At 74.3% G+C, this 14,900-nt stretch carries 9 protein-coding genes; 2 read left to right on the top strand and 7 right to left on the bottom strand.

Annotated elements, in window-relative coordinates:
• Positions 1–2: 2 nt before the first annotated feature.
• From ACFZB3_RS39845 to ACFZB3_RS39835, 3 genes are read right to left on the bottom strand one after another with little or no spacing between them, the layout of a single operon-like run.
• On the bottom strand, positions 3–1,505 hold the full coding sequence (locus tag ACFZB3_RS39845; RefSeq protein WP_391385700.1) for a nitrilase-related carbon-nitrogen hydrolase: 1,503 nt from the start codon (positions 1,503–1,505) through the stop codon (positions 3–5).
• Positions 1,502–2,806 (bottom strand): nucleotide disphospho-sugar-binding domain-containing protein, encoded by a 1,305-nt coding sequence (locus ACFZB3_RS39840; RefSeq protein ID WP_391385697.1) that lies wholly within the window; start codon positions 2,804–2,806, stop codon positions 1,502–1,504. Before ACFZB3_RS39840 ends, ACFZB3_RS39845 begins: the two co-directional genes overlap by 4 nt.
• Positions 2,799–2,939 (bottom strand): hypothetical protein, encoded by a 141-nt coding sequence (locus ACFZB3_RS39835; protein WP_391385694.1) that lies wholly within the window; start codon positions 2,937–2,939, stop codon positions 2,799–2,801. Before ACFZB3_RS39835 ends, ACFZB3_RS39840 begins: the two co-directional genes overlap by 8 nt.
• Before the next feature lie 202 nt (positions 2,940–3,141).
• Here ACFZB3_RS39835 and ACFZB3_RS39830 point away from each other — a divergent pair, with 202 nt between their 5' ends.
• Complete coding sequence (locus ACFZB3_RS39830; protein ID WP_391385692.1) at positions 3,142–4,128, top strand: methyltransferase; 987 nt, start codon at positions 3,142–3,144, stop codon at positions 4,126–4,128.
• 114 nt (positions 4,129–4,242) lie between these two features.
• On the opposite strand, the gene ACFZB3_RS39825 is transcribed toward ACFZB3_RS39830, so the two are convergent.
• Together ACFZB3_RS39825 and ACFZB3_RS39820 are read right to left on the bottom strand one after the other, a co-directional pair.
• Positions 4,243–5,472, bottom strand: coding sequence for a cytochrome P450 (locus ACFZB3_RS39825; RefSeq protein WP_391385689.1), 1,230 nt, complete (start codon positions 5,470–5,472; stop codon positions 4,243–4,245).
• 372 nt (positions 5,473–5,844) lie between these two features.
• Entirely contained in the window at positions 5,845–8,700 is a 2,856-nt protein-coding gene (locus ACFZB3_RS39820) for an AAA family ATPase (protein WP_391385687.1), read from the bottom strand.
• Positions 8,701–8,906: 206 nt separating this feature from the next.
• On the opposite strand from ACFZB3_RS39820, the gene ACFZB3_RS39815 reads away from it, so the two are divergent.
• A complete protein-coding gene (locus ACFZB3_RS39815) occupies positions 8,907–9,560 on the top strand; it encodes a sigma-70 family RNA polymerase sigma factor (protein WP_391385684.1) in 654 nt (217 codons plus the stop codon).
• A gap of 866 nt (positions 9,561–10,426) precedes the next feature.
• Here ACFZB3_RS39815 and eccCa read toward each other — a convergent pair.
• A complete protein-coding gene (eccCa, locus tag ACFZB3_RS39810; protein ID WP_391385681.1) occupies positions 10,427–14,440 on the bottom strand; it encodes a type VII secretion protein EccCa in 4,014 nt (1,337 codons plus the stop codon).
• Positions 14,441–14,474: 34 nt separating this feature from the next.
• Positions 14,475–14,873: a YbaB/EbfC family nucleoid-associated protein gene (locus ACFZB3_RS39805; protein ID WP_391385678.1), complete on the bottom strand. Its 399-nt coding sequence runs from the start codon at positions 14,871–14,873 to the stop codon at positions 14,475–14,477.
• Positions 14,874–14,900: the final 27 nt, after the last annotated feature.

The following is a 14,900-nucleotide window of genomic DNA, read 5'->3' as shown; positions in this document are numbered from 1 at the left end:
CCTCAGGTGCCGGCCGGCGGGAAGGCCACGGCACGGACCGGGGCCCCGGTGCCGCCGCGCAGCGGGATCGGGAAACCCGTGAACCAGAAGCGGCGGCCCGCGACGCTGCCCAGGTTCGCCAGGTTCTCGTAGATCAGGATTCCGGCGGCCACGAACGTCGTGTGTGCCGGGGTGACCGAGTCGTCCGGGTCGTCGGGGCTGGGCTGGTCCACCCCCAGGGCCCGCACCCGGTACCCGGCGACCCAGCGGCAGGCGCCCTCGTCCAGACCGCGGTGGTCGGTGAGGTACGGGTCGGTGCCGCCCTCCCGGTCCGCCACGCCCGTGTGCAGGAGCAGGACGTCCCCGGGCAGCAGGGGCAGGCCGCTCGCGGCCGGCGCCGCCGCCAGCCGTGGCCGGGTGACCGGGCCGGTGTCCGCGGCGAGGTCCAGGCAGATCCCCGGGCCGCAGAACGCGGTCAGCGGCAGCTCGTCGATCGCGGCGGCGCCGGCGGCCGGGTCGATGTGGTTCGGGGCGTCGACGTGGGTGCCGGCGTGGTCGCTGAAGGTCACCCCGTACGACGCGTAGGACGTGCCGTCCGGGAGCCGGGTCCCGGCGGGTGTCTGGTGCGGCCGGATCCGGGTCGCACCTCCGCCAGTTCGTCCAGGACCGGCGCGACGGAGGGGGCCGGGCGGGCCGGTGGGGGCGTGGCGGGGGCGGGCCGGGGCAGGTTCGTGCGGCTCACGTGTGCTTCGGGAGCACCTGGGTTGAAACCGGGCGGCGCGCGCCGTCTCGACGTCGAGGTCGACGTGCAGCAAGGCCTCCTCGAACTGCGGTGCCCTGGCGAGGACTTCGCCGCGGTGGTCGAGGACGACGGAGTGGCCGTCGAAGACCAGCTCGTCCTGGCCGCCGACGAGGTTGCAGAACGCGACGGCGGCGCGCCGGTCCCGGGCGCGCTGGGCGAGCATCCGCTCGCGCTCGCGGCCCTTGCCCCGGTGGTAGGGGGACGCGGAGGCGTTGACGACGAGGTCGACGGCGGGGGCGGGGCCGGGCAGGGGCGGTCCGTCCGCCCAGATGTCCTCGCAGACGGAGAGGGCGAGACCGGTGCCGCCGTAGTCGAGCAGTCCGGGTGCGTCGCCGTCGGTGAAGTAGCGCCGTTCGTCGAAGACGGCGTAGTCGGGCAGCCGCTGCTTGCGGTACACGGCCCGGACCGCGCCGTCGGCCACCACGGCCAGGGAGTTGTGGACGGCGCCGTCCCGTTCGGGGAAGCCGACGAGCGCGACGATCCCGGAGGTGCCGCGGGCGAACTCGTCGAGGGCGGCCCGCCAGTCGCGCAGGAAGTGCGCCTTGAGGAGGAGGTCCTCGGGCGGGTAGCCGCAGACCGACAGCTCCGGGGTGACCACGAGTTCGGCGCCCTCGTCGCGCGCCCGGTCGGTCCAGCGGCGCAGTGCGGCCAGGTTGCCGGACAAGTCGCCCACGTGGACGTCGAGTTGGGCGAGGGCCAGGCGCAGGGGGGCGGGCGGGCTCATCGTCGTACCCCGGTCAGCGACTCGGCCAGGTCGGCGATCAGGGTGCCGCCGGTCTCGCGGCCGGGGGCGCGGCGGATGTTCTCGCGGACCTCCGCGAGGCGCTGCCGGCGGCCGTCGTCGGCGAGCAGTTCCCCGATGGCGGCGACCAGGGCGTCGGGGTCGAAGCCGTAGGTGTCCGTCCGGACGCCGAACCCGAGGTCGGCGACGCGCTGGGCGTTGTCGTACTGGTCCCAGAAGAGCGGGAGGACGATCATCGGCAGGCCCGCGGCGACGCCCTCGCCCAGGGTGTTGCTGCCGCCGTGGGTGATGAGGAGGTCGCACTCGGGCAGGACGCGGGGCTGCGGCAGGAACGGCTCGCCGTACATGTTCGGGCCGAGGGTGACCTCGTGGTGGCAGGGGCCCATGGAGACGATCGTGCGGTGGCCGGTGCGGGCGACGACGTCCACCAGGTGCTGGAGGAGCCGGGTGTCCAGGGAACCGAGGGAGCCGAGGGAGAGGTAGAGGACGGGGCCGGTGCCGGGCAGGTGGTCGGCCACCTTGAACGTGCGCTCGCCGGTGCGGACCACGGTGTCGAGGCGGTGCCAGCGGCGGGCGAATGCGGCCGGGCGCGGGTAGTCGAGGGCGCTCGGGTAGGTGTACAGGTTGAGCCAGGGCGAGTCGTAGGAGAACCGCAGCGGTTCCAGGGGCGGGGCGCCCTGGGCCGTGCAGTAGGCGTCGAACTCGGCGTGCAGGCCGGTGTGCAGGGCCGCGTACTCGGCGCGGAAGGCGTCCCAGCCGGAGCGGTCGCCGAGCGGGTAGCCGGAGAAGGCGGGCGGCAGCTCCGGGTCGGCCAGCTCCAGCGGGTTCGCGGAGACCGACCGCACCCAGGGGATGCCGGACGCCGCGACCGAGGGGTCGGCGCCGACGTTGTCCACCACGATCAGATCGGGCCGGACCTCGTCGATGATGGCGCGGAGCCGGGGGTGCGCGTACTCTGCGGCCCGCGCCAGCTCGGCCCACTGCGGCCGGATCACCGTGCGCAGCTGTTCCAGGGTGGAGCCGCGGAAGTGCACGGCGTTCTCCCGCACCCAGGCGGCCCACATGGCGGGGCCGCCCGCGGCCGGGTCGGCGGGCGGGGGCGAGGCGTCGTACACCTCCTCGTCGAAGCCGTGCGCGACGGCAACTCCGCGGAAGCTGCGGTCCATCGCGAACACGGGCCGCAGGCCGCGCTCGCGGACCACCTCGGCCATCGCCCGCAGCGCGTTGTACGGCCCCCACGCGGCGGCGCCGGGCACGAAGAGGACACGGGCGGTGCTAGACACGGGCCGGCCCCCGTCCGGCCGGCGCCGACGGCGCGCTGCCCGCGATGCCGGGCGACTCCGCGTCGTACAGGGCTGGTTCTCCGGCGGGCACGGTCACCCTGCCGCGGTCGAACCCGTTGCGGTGCGAACTCATCGGCCGCCTCTCGGTCCGGGGTCCGGGCCCGGAAGCGTGCCGCGGCCCTGGCTGATGCCGGTCGACACCGTAGGGCCGCACCACGGGGACACCGACAGATCCCCGAACGAAGACCTGTCGGACGTCGGGGCTCCGCTCCTACCTTCTTGTCCCACGCGATCCGGACGTGCCCGGCCACCGACGAGAGGGAGCCCTGCCCGTCATGACCCAGCAATCCCCCGAGATGATCCACTCGCTCGCCTACGGCGCCTACCCCGCGCGCTGTCTGCAGGTCGTCTCCGAGATCGGTGTCGCCGACCGGATCGACGACGAGCCGGTGTCCGTCGGCAAGCTCGCGGCGGCCTGCGGGGCCGCTCCGGGCGCGCTCGACCGGGTGCTGCGGCTGCTCGCCTCGTACGGCGTCTTCGAGGAGCGGGACGGCGGGTACGCGCACACCGACGCGTCCCGCGTGCTGCGTGCGGACCACCCGATGAGCGCGCGCCCGTTGCTCCGCCTGATGGGACTGCCGCTGCACCTGGACAGCCTCGCGCTGCTCCGGCACACCGTCATGACCGGGGAGCCCGCCATCGAGGTGCTCCAGTCCGGCGGGCTCTGGGCCTATCTGCAGGAACGGCCCGGCGACTCCGAGATCTTCGACCGCGCCATGACCTCCAAGGCGGCAGCCGACGTCCCGGCGGTCGTCGGCGCCTACGACTTCTCGCCGTTCGGCGTCGTCGCCGACATCGGCGGCGGCCGGGGGCACCTGCTGCGCGGCATCCTGGACGCCGTGCCCGACGCCGAGGGCGTCCTCTTCGACCAGCCGGGCGTCATCGAGGCCCTGGGCTTCCCGGACCACCCGCGCCTCGCGCTGCGGGCCGGGGACTTCTTCGACGAGGTGCCCGCCGCCGACGCCTACGTCCTGATGCACGTCCTGCACAACTGGGACGACGAACGGACCGCGCGGATCCTCGCGACGATACGGAAGGCGGCCGCCCCCGGCGCCGCCCTGCTCGTCATCGAGAACGTCCTGCCCGAGGAGCGGCCGGCCCCTGCGGCGCTCACGATGGACGTCATCATGCTGGCCCTCACCCGTGGCCGTGAACGCACGGAGGGCGAGCTGTCCGCGCTCCTCGACGCCGCCGGTTTCCGGTTCACCGGCATGACGGAGACCTCCGGCACCATGCGTATCGCCGAGGCGAGGGCGGTCTGACGCGTCGGGGAACCGACAGTGCGGTGCCACCCCGGCTGCCGGGAGCCGGGCCGGGGTGGCACCGCACTGTTGTGTTCTCCGGCGCTCGTCCCCGTCTCCGCCGAAGGGCCTCCGCTATGCGATGGGGCCCAGGATCACGGGCAGTTCGGCGAGGTCGTTGCCGATGAAGGAGTGCTGGGGTTCGAGGTCGTCGGGGGCGATGGAGAGGGCCAGCCGGGGGAAGCGGGCGAACAGGGCCGGCAGGGCGATCTCGGCTTCGAGCCTGCCGAGCGGGGCGCCGACGCAGTAGTGGATGCCGTGGCCGAAGGCCAGGTGCTGCTTGTCGGCGCGGTCGATGTGGAAGGCGGCCGGGTCGTCGTGGAGGCCCGGGTCGCGGCCGTGGGCGCCGAAGCCGATCAGGATCGCGTCGCCGGCCCGCACGGTGACGCCCTCGCCGAGGTCGATGTCCTCGGTCGCGAACCGCATCGGCAGGTGCATGATCGGCGGGTGCAGCCGCAGCGCCTCGTCGATCACGTCCGTCCAGCGGGCCGGTTCGGCGAGGACGGCGGCCAACTGGTCCGGGTGGGTGAGGAGTTCGCGTACGGCGGCGTCGATCAGGGAGACGGTGGTCTCGCTGCCGCCGCCGATCATCGCGATGAGGGTGGAGATGAGTTCCGTCTCGCTGAGCCGGTCGCCGTCCTCCTCGTGGGCGGTCAGGAGCACGCTGGTCAGGTCGTCGGCGGGGGCGCGGCGCTTGGCCTCGACGAGGGTCCGCATCGCGCCGTAGAGGTCGTTGGCGACGGCCGCGGAGTGCTCGGGCGTGACGTCGGTGGCGAACACCGCGCCCATGATGCGGAGCATCTCGGGCCGCTGGTCCGCCGGGACACCGAACAGGTCGCAGATGACCCGGGTGGGCACGCCGTGCGCGAACCCGGCGCGCAGGTCGACGCGCCGCTCGGTGCCACGGGCCGCCAGGGCGTCCAGGAGGTCGGTCACGATCGCCTCGATCACGGGCCGCAGCTCTTCGATCCGGCGCGGGGTGAACGCCCGGCCGAGCAGCTGCCTCAGCCGCGCGTGGTCGTCGCCGTCGGAGGTGAACATGCTGATCACGTCGACCCAGGGATAGAGCCACGGGACGGCGCCGGGCCGGTGCCCGGGCCAGGACTTGCGGGCGTCCTTGGAGACGTGCGGATGGACGAGGAGCCGCTTGGCGACGTCTCCGCGGGTGACCGACCAGGCGACGACGCCCTCGGGCAGCCGCACGCGCACGGCGGGTCCGGCGGCGCGGAGTTCGTCCGCCTGCTCGTACAACCGGCTGCCGCCGGCGCTGTCGAGGGTCACGGCCTCGGTGGGGATGCTGGTCACGCGGTACCTCCTGGGGGCGGGCCGCGGCGTGGATGCACACCGGGTACTGCGGGCGGGAACGTGCGCGGCGCCGGGCCGGGCACGAGGATGAAGTGCCTTACAGCGCAGGCGAGTTGGGAGGGTGCAGCGACACCGTACGGCGGTGCCGCGAGGACAGGCACAGATCCCCGAACGGGGACCTGTCGGGCGGCCGGACCCGGTTCCTACCTTTGGTGGAGTGCGAACGACGGCTGCCCCGAGGCCGGCCGGCGGGGTTCCCGCGCCACAGCGCGAACGCGAAGGCGATGCGGTCGCGGGAGCGGGCCGTCACCGGCAAGACGAACCACGGCGTCCACGAGCTGCCGTCGCTCCGCCCGGCACCCGCGTGCCCCGTCAGCCCTGCCTGTCCGGTCTGCCGGGGCCGGGGTCCGCGACGGCGCCGACCTCGCGCCGGGAACGCACCTGCAACTTGGTGAGGATGTGCGAGACATGGGTCTCCACGGTGCGCCGCGAGAGCAGCAGCCGGGCGGCGATGTCGGGGTTGGACAGGCCCTCGGCGACCAGGTCGGCGACGCGCCGTTCGGTCGCGGTCAGCGCCTCCAGGCCGAACGACGGCCGCACGTGCGGGGCGCGGCTGCCGGCGCGCACGCCCCAGGGGCGCAGCCTGGCGGCGGCCCGGCGGGCGTCCCAGTCCGCGCCCAGCTCGGCACAGACCGCGAGGGCCTCACCGAACGAGGCGCGGGCCGCGTCCAGGTCCCCGGACGCGGCCTGGACCACGGCGAGGTCCTCCAGGGCGTTGGCGAGATCCGGCTGCCGGCCGGCGCCCCGCTGGTAGCCGACGGCGGCAAGCAGCCGGGACGGGTCCTGGTCGAGCAGCCCGGCACACCAGTCGGCGGCGGCCCGGGTCCGCGGCCGCGGCCGGCGGTCGGCGGCCTGCCGGGCGGCGATCCCGGCGGCGCTCGCGGACTGCCGGTCCTCGGCGGCCAGCGCCAGCCGGACCAGGGCGGGCAGCCACTCCGGGTGGTTCCCCAGGTCGTGCGCGTAGGTCTCGGCCATCAGCCCCATGAGCACCTCGACAGCCTCCGGGAGCCGGCCGGCCCGTTCGGCGCCGAGGCCGCGGGCCAGCAGCAGGTGTCCCGCGGCGACGGGTCCCTGCCCCGGAACCCGGCCACCGGCGGCCGGAGCCTCCAGGAAGCCGGCCGCCTCCTCCCACTGCCCGCGGCGGGCGCTGATCAGCGCCTTGAGACCGCGGCGGGCCAGCCGCCACAGCGGCGGAAGGTCGGTGACCTCGTCCAGCACCGCCAGCGCGTCGTCCCAGCGGCCGTGCTCGTAGTACCGCTCGGCGCCCTGCACGAGGGTCATCGACAGCCGTGTCGCGCCGACCCGTTCGGCGAGGGTACGGGCCTGGGTGAGCGCCTCCTCCGCCTCCTGGAGGCGGTCGACGCCGTCCAGGTCGGTGGCCCGCTTGCCGAGCAGGATGAGCCGCAGGTCGACGAGGTCCGGGTCGTTGCCGACCTCCGCGAGCGCCTCGTCGTTCAGGGCCAGCGCGCCGGCCTGGTCGCCGTGCCAGCTGCGGATGACGGAGGCGGCGTGCAGGGCGTATCCGACGGTGGTCGGATCGCTCAGCCTCCGGCCCTCGTCCAGCGCCTCGGCCATCGCCAGCCTGGCCCGGCCGATCTGCCCGAGGAGCTGCCGGGCCAGCGCCACCAGGGCCAGCAGCCGGGCCCGCCAGACGGGTCCGATCCGGGGATCACCGGTGGCGGCGCGCCAGTTCTCGACCACGGCCTCGTAGCGGCCGGTGCGCATCCCGATGGTGCTGAGCAGCCATCTGACCCGGCCGAGCAGCTCGGGGTCGGCGGCCTGCCGCAGTACGGTACGGGCCAGTTCCTCGGCACGGTCCAGCGGGCCCATGCGGAAGTAGAGCGCGGCCAGTTGGGCGGTGAGCACGGGCAGCCGCGGATCGTCCGGGCCCGCCTGGCGCACGGCGTGTTCGAGGAGTTCCGCGGCGGCGATCGGGGCCCGTACGACCAGTCGCTCGGCGTTGTCCGCGAGCCACTCCCACTCGCGGTCCTCGGCCGTGTCCAGGACCGGGAGGATCAGCTCGGCCACCCGCTCCACGGGGGCCCCGGAGGCCATCAGCTCCTGTGCCGCGCGTCGCAGGAAGGCCGTTCGCAGGGCGGGCGGCATGGCCTCGTACAGCACCTCCCGCAGCAGGCCGTGCCGGAACCGGAGGCGGGAGCCGGCGGACTCCAGCACGGCGGCGCCGAGTGCCTCCTCCACCACCGCCAGCATGGAGCCGGTGCCGCGGCCCGCCGCCGCGGCCAGGTCCCGCACCGAGAACTCCGGCCCGAGCAACGACGCGGCGCGCAGCGCCTCCTGGGTGTCGGCGGAGAGGCCGGCCAGCCGGTCCGCGATCACGTCCCGCAGTTCGGTGAGCTTCTCCACGTCCCGGCCGGCCGACGTCAGCTCCACCCGGCCGTCCCCGGTCCGCAGGGCGCCGACGCGGGCCAGGGCGTCCAGCAACTCTCTTACGTAGAGCGGGTTTCCGGCGGCCGAGCGGAGCCGTTCGGCGAGCACCGGCCCGGGTTCGCCGCGCGCCAGCAGCCCGGTCAGCAGGGCGACCTCGGACTCCGGCAGCCGGTCGAGTGCGATCAACTGCCCGCCCCGGGAGCGCAGATCGCGGCGCAGCGGCTCCAACTCGGTGTTGCCCGGGACCGGCCGGCAGGTGCCGATGACCAATAACGGCAGCTGGACCGAGGCCCGGCACAGCCGGCGCCACATCAGCAGGCTGGCCTCGTCGGCCCAGTGCAGGTCCTCCACCGCCAGCACCAGCGGGCCGGTCGTACACAACCGGTCCACCAGCACGAGGAGTTGTTCGGTCGCCGCCACCACCGGGTCCCCGGCGAGCAGCCGCATCGTCCAGCCGGCCGCCTGCTGCGGCTGTTCCAGGGAGCGCGCCGCCTCCGCGCGGCGGGGATCGGGCGAGCCGGTGTCTATCTCCAGGAGCCGTGTCATGACGGACAACGGCAGTCGCCGGCCCAGCTCGTCGCACTGCCCGGCCGACACCTCGCAGCCGGCCGCACGAGCCTTGGCCAGGGCGTGCGCAAGCAAAGTCGACTTACCGATGCCCGGCTCACCCTCGATCAGCAGACTCCCGCCGCGACCTGCGACGACATCGGAGACCAACCGGTCCAAGGTGGCCTGCTCCGCTTCCCGGCCGATCACCGGATGCAGCTGTTGCCCGAGCATGTTCATGACTCTAGAGCCTTTCTGTTAGGTCCCACTCCGTTTCAGATGACGCCTGGGGAAACAGCGGGATCGGTCACACGGCCGCCCCCGGCTCACTGAGTCGGCCGGTCCCTGGAGCCTCCGGGATCTCAGTGAGGCTCACGGATGTCTCCGTACCGGCGCTGCCGCAGGCTCGTTCCATCGGTCGGCAACAGATGGGGCAGCTCATGACGACGGCACTCGCACCCAAGGCGTACACCTCCGCACCGCAGGCGTTCCCCGCCCCCGGGTCCGCGGAGCAGAAGATGCGGATGCTCTACGACGTCAACAGGAACTCCCTGATGCGCAGCCTGCTCGGCTGGACGCAGGGCGACCGGCAGACGGCGGAGGACCTCGTCCAGGAGACCATGCTGCGCGCCTGGCGCAATCTGGACATCCTGCCCGACGACCCGCGCGCGGCACGGCCGTGGCTGCTGACGGTGTCCCGTCGGCTGGCCATCGACATGCTGCGGGCCCGCTCGTCGCGCCCCACCGAGGTGGAGGACGATCCGCTGGAGTCGATACCGGTGACGGGGGAACCGCTGGAGCAGGTCCTCGACCGCCAGGTGCTGCGCACCGCGCTCGCCGGACTGTCCGCCACGCACCGCGCGGTGCTGGCCCAGGTCTACTTCCTGCACCAGCCGGTCCGGCACGCGGCGGAGGTGCTCAACGTCCCGGAGGGCACGGTCAAGTCCCGTACCCACAACGCCCTGCGCGCCCTGCGCGAGGCTCTGGGCGACCGCAACGGGGCGACGCTGCGGGCGCGGCGCGGCCTCCCGGCCCAGGCGCAGCGGCATCCGGGGCGACGCCCCGCCGCCGTGCGGTCGGTCGCGCCGCACTGATCCACGACGCCGGGACCTCGTCCGCAGCGGCTCCGCCCGGCACCGCACTCCCCCGCCGCGACCCGCACTCGGGCGCCGCCACGGCGGGAGCAGGCCCCCGAAGCATCGAGCGCGCCCACGGCACCCGTCCCCACCATGCCCCGGAAACACGGCAGTTGACCGGCGACACCGGGATCGGCCGGGTCCCGTCCGCGCCGCCCGGCACGACGTCCGCCCGGCGGCCCGCCGCCCATCGGCCACGCCCACGAGAGCGGTCGGCCCCAGGGCCGCGGTACGGCCCCACCGCAGCGCCACGACGTCGTCGGCTGCCCGGACCCCGGCCGGCACCGCGAGCGCCCACGCGCCGCCCCCGCCGGTACGCGGGGCGTGCAGCGCGTCGTGCAGAGCGCACCCAGCCGGTCCCCGCCGGAGGCACCGCCGCGCGCCGTCCTCGTCCACGCCCCCGTCCGCCACGCCGACGGGGGCGTCCGCGCGCCTCGGAGCTGTCGCGTCGTCCGTGACCGGGAGGTCCCCCTCCGGCAGAGCCGACTCGCCCGCCGGGGCCGAGCCCGTCTCCGGCGGGTCCGAGCCCGTCTCCGGCAGGTCCGCGCTCACGTGCGCCACCGGCGCCCCGCTGCCCGGCAGGGCACGGCCCCCCGCCGGCCCGGCCCACCCGGCCGCCGCCCGGCGCATCCGTGCATCCGTACCGCGGCCCTGGGACCGACCGCTCTCGTGGCCGGTGGCCGGTGGGCGGCGGGTGCGGCGGGCCGGCGGCCGGAGCCAGCGGGTGTGCTGCCATGCGGCGGAGCGTAGCGATCACCCGGGAGGCGGAGGTTCTGCGGAGATGAACGTCTGCCGCTGCCCCTCCGTCCCGCCGGGGCCGCTCCTCACCCGTCCAGGGCGACCTGGATCAGGGTCGGCGGCGTCTGCCGGCCGACGAGGACGCCGCGGCCGGGCGGGCGCTGGGCCGCGCGTTCGCTGCCGAGCACCGCGCCCTCGCGCGGGTCGCCGGACAGGACGAGGCCGGCCGTGCCCAACTCCTTCACCCGCGTGAGCAGTTGCTCGGACATCGAGCCGCGGGCGCTGCCGGCGACCCGGCGGGCCACCACCAGGTGCAGGCCGATCTCACGGGCCTGCGGCAGGAAGTCCAGCAGTGGATTGAGCGGTGACGTACGGCCGCCCGCGACCAGGTCGTAGTCGTCGACCACCACGTAGAACTCCGGGCCCGTCCACCAGTCGCGGCTGCGTAGTTGCTCCATGGTCACGTCGGGCGGGGGCAGCCGTTCGGTGAGCTTGGCGACGACCTGCGCGACGTAGACCTGGGCGGCGTTGGCGTCGCCGATGTAGGCGCCGATGTACTCCTCGTCCACCGCGCCCATCAGGGCCCGCCGGTAGTCGACGACGATGAAGCGTGTCTCGAACGCGGAGCGCCGGGCCGCGAGACCCTTCATCCAGCCGCGCAGGAAGGTGGACTTGCCGCAGCCGGCGTCGCCGAAGACCAGGAAGTGCGGGTCGGTGTCGGTGAGGTCCACGCGCACCGGGGCGAGGTCGGCCTCGGCGATGCCGACCGGCACGCCCGGGGTGGTGTCGTCCTCGCGGATCCGGCCGGCCAGGTCGGCACTGGTGAGCCGCTCGGGCAGCATCCGGATCGGCGGGGCGACGTCACCGGACCAGGAGGCCGCGAGCTTGCCGATCGCCTCCTCCTGCGCGTCGGCGAGTCCGTCGGTGGTGTCCCTGCCGTCGAGGCGGGGCAGGGCGACCTGGAGCTGGATTCCGGGCGGGGCCATGCCGCGGCCGGGTACGGAGAGCCCGAAGGCGCGGGCCGCGCGCCGGTTGATCTCCGAGTCGCCCGGGTCGTTGAGGCGCAGTTCGAGCCGGGCCGAGATGGCGTCGCGCAGCGCCGTGCGGATGTCCGCCCAGCGGCCCGCGGTCAGCACCAGGTGGACGGCGACGCCGAGGCCGCGGCCGGCGATGTCCAGGAGGGTCGCGTCGATGCCCTCCATCTCGCCGCGCACCGCACCCCAGTTGTCGATCACCAGGAAGACGTCGGCCGTGCGCATGCCCTTGGGCAGCCGGTCGGTGTTGCGCAGCCGCCGGAACTCGTCGGCGGAGTCGATGCCGAGGTGACGGAAGAGCCGTTCCCGCTCGGCGATCAGCTGCAGGATCTCGGCGAGCGCACGCCGGGCGCGGGCCGGGTCGTGCCGGCCGGCCACCCCGCTGACGTGGGGGGCCCGTTCGAAGGGCTGGAGCGAGCCGCCGCCGTAGTCCAGGCAGAGGAACTGCGCCTCGGCGGGGGTGTGGGTCAGCATCGTGGAGAGCATCAGGGTGCGCAGGAAGGTGCTCTTGCCGGACTGCGGGGCGCCGACCACCGCGAGGTGGCCGGCCTTCGCGAAGTCGGGCACCAGCGGCTGCTGGAGCTGCTGGAGCGGTACGTCCAGGACGCCGACCGGGGTGCGCAGCCCACCCTTGTGCGACCACCAGTCGGCAGTCATCCCGCGCTCCGGGCGGACCACGACCGGTCCGGTGAGGTCGTCCAGGGCCAGCGCCGCCGGCAGCGGGGGCAGCCACACCTGGTGGGCCAGCTGGCCTGCCGTACCGAGCCGTTCGACGATGACCTGCATCTCGCTCGGCCCCTCCAGCATGGGCCGCACCCGCTCGCGCTCCTCCTCCGGCTGCGCGTCGGGGTCGGGCGGCAGCCGCAGCGCGTAGTGCACGGGGTCGGTGGGCGGCGGTCCCGCGGCGAGGGCCCGCTGCTCGTCCGACAGGTGGGTGCCGGAGACGTGGGCGACGCGGAAGCGTTCCAGGACGGTCTCGGCGACCTTGAGGTAGGCGGAGCCGGGGATCGGCGGCAGCCGGTAGGCGTCCGGGGTGCCGATGACGACCCGGGACTCGGCCGCGGAGAAGGTGCGCAGGCAGATCCGGTAGGAGAGGTTGGCCTCCAGGCCGCGCAGCCGGCCCTCCTCCAGTCGCTGGGTGGCGAGCAGCAGATGGATGCCCAGGGAGCGGCCGACCCGGCCGATCTGGACAAACAGCTCGATGAAGTCGGGGCGGTTGGCGAGCAGTTCGCCGAACTCGTCCACGATGACCAGCAGATACGGCAGCGGTTCCAGCGGGCGCCCGTCGGGGCCGGTGGCGCCTGCCGCCCGCCGCAGCTGGTATTCGCGGACGTTGTCGATGTTTCCGGCGTCGCGGAGCATCTTCTGGCGCCGCTGCTGTTCGCCGACGAGGGCGTCCTTGACCCGGTCGACCAGGGCGACCTCGTCCACCAGGTTGGTGATCAGGCCTGCCACGTGCGGGAGGTCGGTGACGCCGGCGAAGGTCGCGCCGCCCTTGAAGTCGACCAGGACCAGGCTGAGCAGTTCCGGCGAGTGGGTCATGGTCAGGCCGGTGACCAGGGTGCGCAGCAGCTCGCTCTTGCCGGAGCCGGTGGCGCCGACGACCAGGCCGTGCGGGCCCATGCCGCCCTGCGCGGACTCCTTGAGGTCCAGGACGAGTTGCCGGCCACTGCTGTCGAACCCGATCGGCATGCGCAGCACCTCCTCGTCCTGCGCATCGACCCAGAGCGATTCGGGGCTGAAGTTCTCCAGGTCGGAGATGCCCAGCATGCTGGGCAGCGACATGGTCTGGGCGAGGATCTCCTCGCCCTCAGCGGAGAGCGTGAGCGGGGCGAGTGCGCGGGCGACGGCCTCGCACAACGGCAGTTCCGCGCGGGCCGCGACGGCCGATTCGACCGCGGAGCGGGCGTCGGCGCGGCGGCCCTCCACGGTGACGGCGCCGTGCGCGTCGAGGCGCACCCGGACGTCGGCCCGGGTGGGCTCGTCGTTCTCGTGCTCCACCAGGCAGATCACGGTGAGCGCGCTCTGCGGGCCGGCCGCGGCGAGGAGTTCGGCGGCGAGCGGCGAGCGGGCCCAGGCCGCCCGCGGCAGGTAGCGGTCGAGGACAACGACCAGGCGGCGCCGGGTGTCCGGACCGTCCCGGTCGGTCAGGGACGGCCGGCGGGACGGCTGCTGGGCGGCCGCCTCCAGGGTCTGCTGGAGATGGTCGGCGATGCCTTCGAAGTCCTCGGCGACCAGCGGCACCACGCCGGCCTCGCCGGTGGTGTCGGGTTCATGGGTGTGCGGCAGCCACTTGGCCCAGTTCCAGTCCTCGCCGCCGGTCGCAACGGCGATGCCCACGTCGTCGGGCGCGTGCAGTACGGCGATCTGGCAGAGCAGGGCGCGCACGGCCTCGCGGGCCGCCTTGGGCGGCCCGAGCACGCTGACCACACCGGCCTTCGCCAGGTCCAGTACGGCCGGCTGGTCGCCGACCACGGACATCGAGTCGACCAGCCGGTCCGCCGCCGTCTTGGCGCGGGGGTCGTACTCCACCGTCGGGTCGTTGCGGGTGGACATCCGGATGGGCGTGGACAGCGGTGCGTTGCCCGTGCCCACGGACACCTTGAGGAAGTCGGCGTCGGTCACCCGGCGTTCCCACACCCGGCGGCGCTGGGCCGCGATCGCCCAGAGCCGGCGCGGTGAGGGGAACTGCCAGGCGGCGACGGTGCGCTGGCTCTCCGCCACCTGGTGGGCGGTCCGCCGCACCTCGACCAGGTGGTCCAGGTAGCGGTCGCGGGCGCGCAGCTTCTGCTTGCGGGCCTGCCCGCGCATCTGCATCCGCACGCCGACGGTGACGCCGATGGACATCACGACGAACGCGATGCCGAGCAGGACCAGCATGCGGCGGCCGCCGGACATCAGGTAGGCGGCCATGCTGATGCTGGACAGCAACGGCATCAGCAGCATCAGCCAGCTGCCGTTGCTGTCCTTGCCGACCGGCTGCGGCGGCGCGGCGAGCACCACCGGATCGGTGGGCAGCGGGGGCGGCACGACCCTGGCGGGCCGGTGGAAGATGACCCGGGACATCAGTTCTCCTCGTCGGTCGGGCTCGCGGGCGGGGTCATCGCCGGGGGCGGCGCGCGGGGAAGCGCGGTACGACGGGGGTCCGCTTCTTCTCGTTCTGCTCGCCGTTGAGCCCGGACAGGATGTCCTGCAGGCCGCCGGTGATCCCCGACATGACCTCGGCGCGCTGCTCCGTGACGATGTCGTGCGCGCGGTCGACGGCCTCGACGACGAGCCGGGCCAGCCGCTCCGGGTTGTCGGGGTCGATCACCGACGGGTCGATCCGCAGGTCCACGATCCGGCTCTCGGCGGAGACGGTCGCGCTGACCATGCCGTCCGAACTGTGGCCGGTGGCCTCGATGTTCCGCAGGTCCAGCTGTGCGTCGGCGACCGTGCCCTGCATGCGCCGGGCACGGTGGGCCAGCTCGGAGAAGTCGACGTGCTCGTACTCGGGCATGCGGGCATCTGCCTTTCTGGGGGCCGT

This window comes from Streptomyces sp. NPDC008092 (assembly GCF_042957285.1).
Lineage (GTDB): Bacteria > Actinomycetota > Actinomycetes > Streptomycetales > Streptomycetaceae > Streptomyces.
The sequence above is the reverse complement of the archived record's forward strand: the minus strand, read 5'-3'. Positions and strand labels throughout refer to the sequence as shown.

Bases quoted from the DNA above. Each gene is read 5' to 3' on its own strand.
- eccCa (WP_391385681.1), bottom strand. From the start codon at position 14,440: ATGTCCCGGGTCATCTTCCACCGGCCCGCCAGGGTCGTGCCGCCCCCG.
- ACFZB3_RS39815 (WP_391385684.1), top strand. From the start codon at position 8,907: ATGACGACGGCACTCGCACCCAAGGCGTACACCTCCGCACCGCAGGCG.
- ACFZB3_RS39805 (WP_391385678.1), bottom strand. From the start codon at position 14,873: ATGCCCGAGTACGAGCACGTCGACTTCTCCGAGCTGGCCCACCGTGCC.
- ACFZB3_RS39835 (WP_391385694.1), bottom strand. From the start codon at position 2,939: ATGAGTTCGCACCGCAACGGGTTCGACCGCGGCAGGGTGACCGTGCCC.
- ACFZB3_RS39845 (WP_391385700.1), bottom strand. From the start codon at position 1,505: ATGAGCCCGCCCGCCCCCCTGCGCCTGGCCCTCGCCCAACTCGACGTC.
- ACFZB3_RS39830 (WP_391385692.1), top strand. From the start codon at position 3,142: ATGACCCAGCAATCCCCCGAGATGATCCACTCGCTCGCCTACGGCGCC.
- ACFZB3_RS39820 (WP_391385687.1), bottom strand. From the start codon at position 8,700: ATGCTCGGGCAACAGCTGCATCCGGTGATCGGCCGGGAAGCGGAGCAG.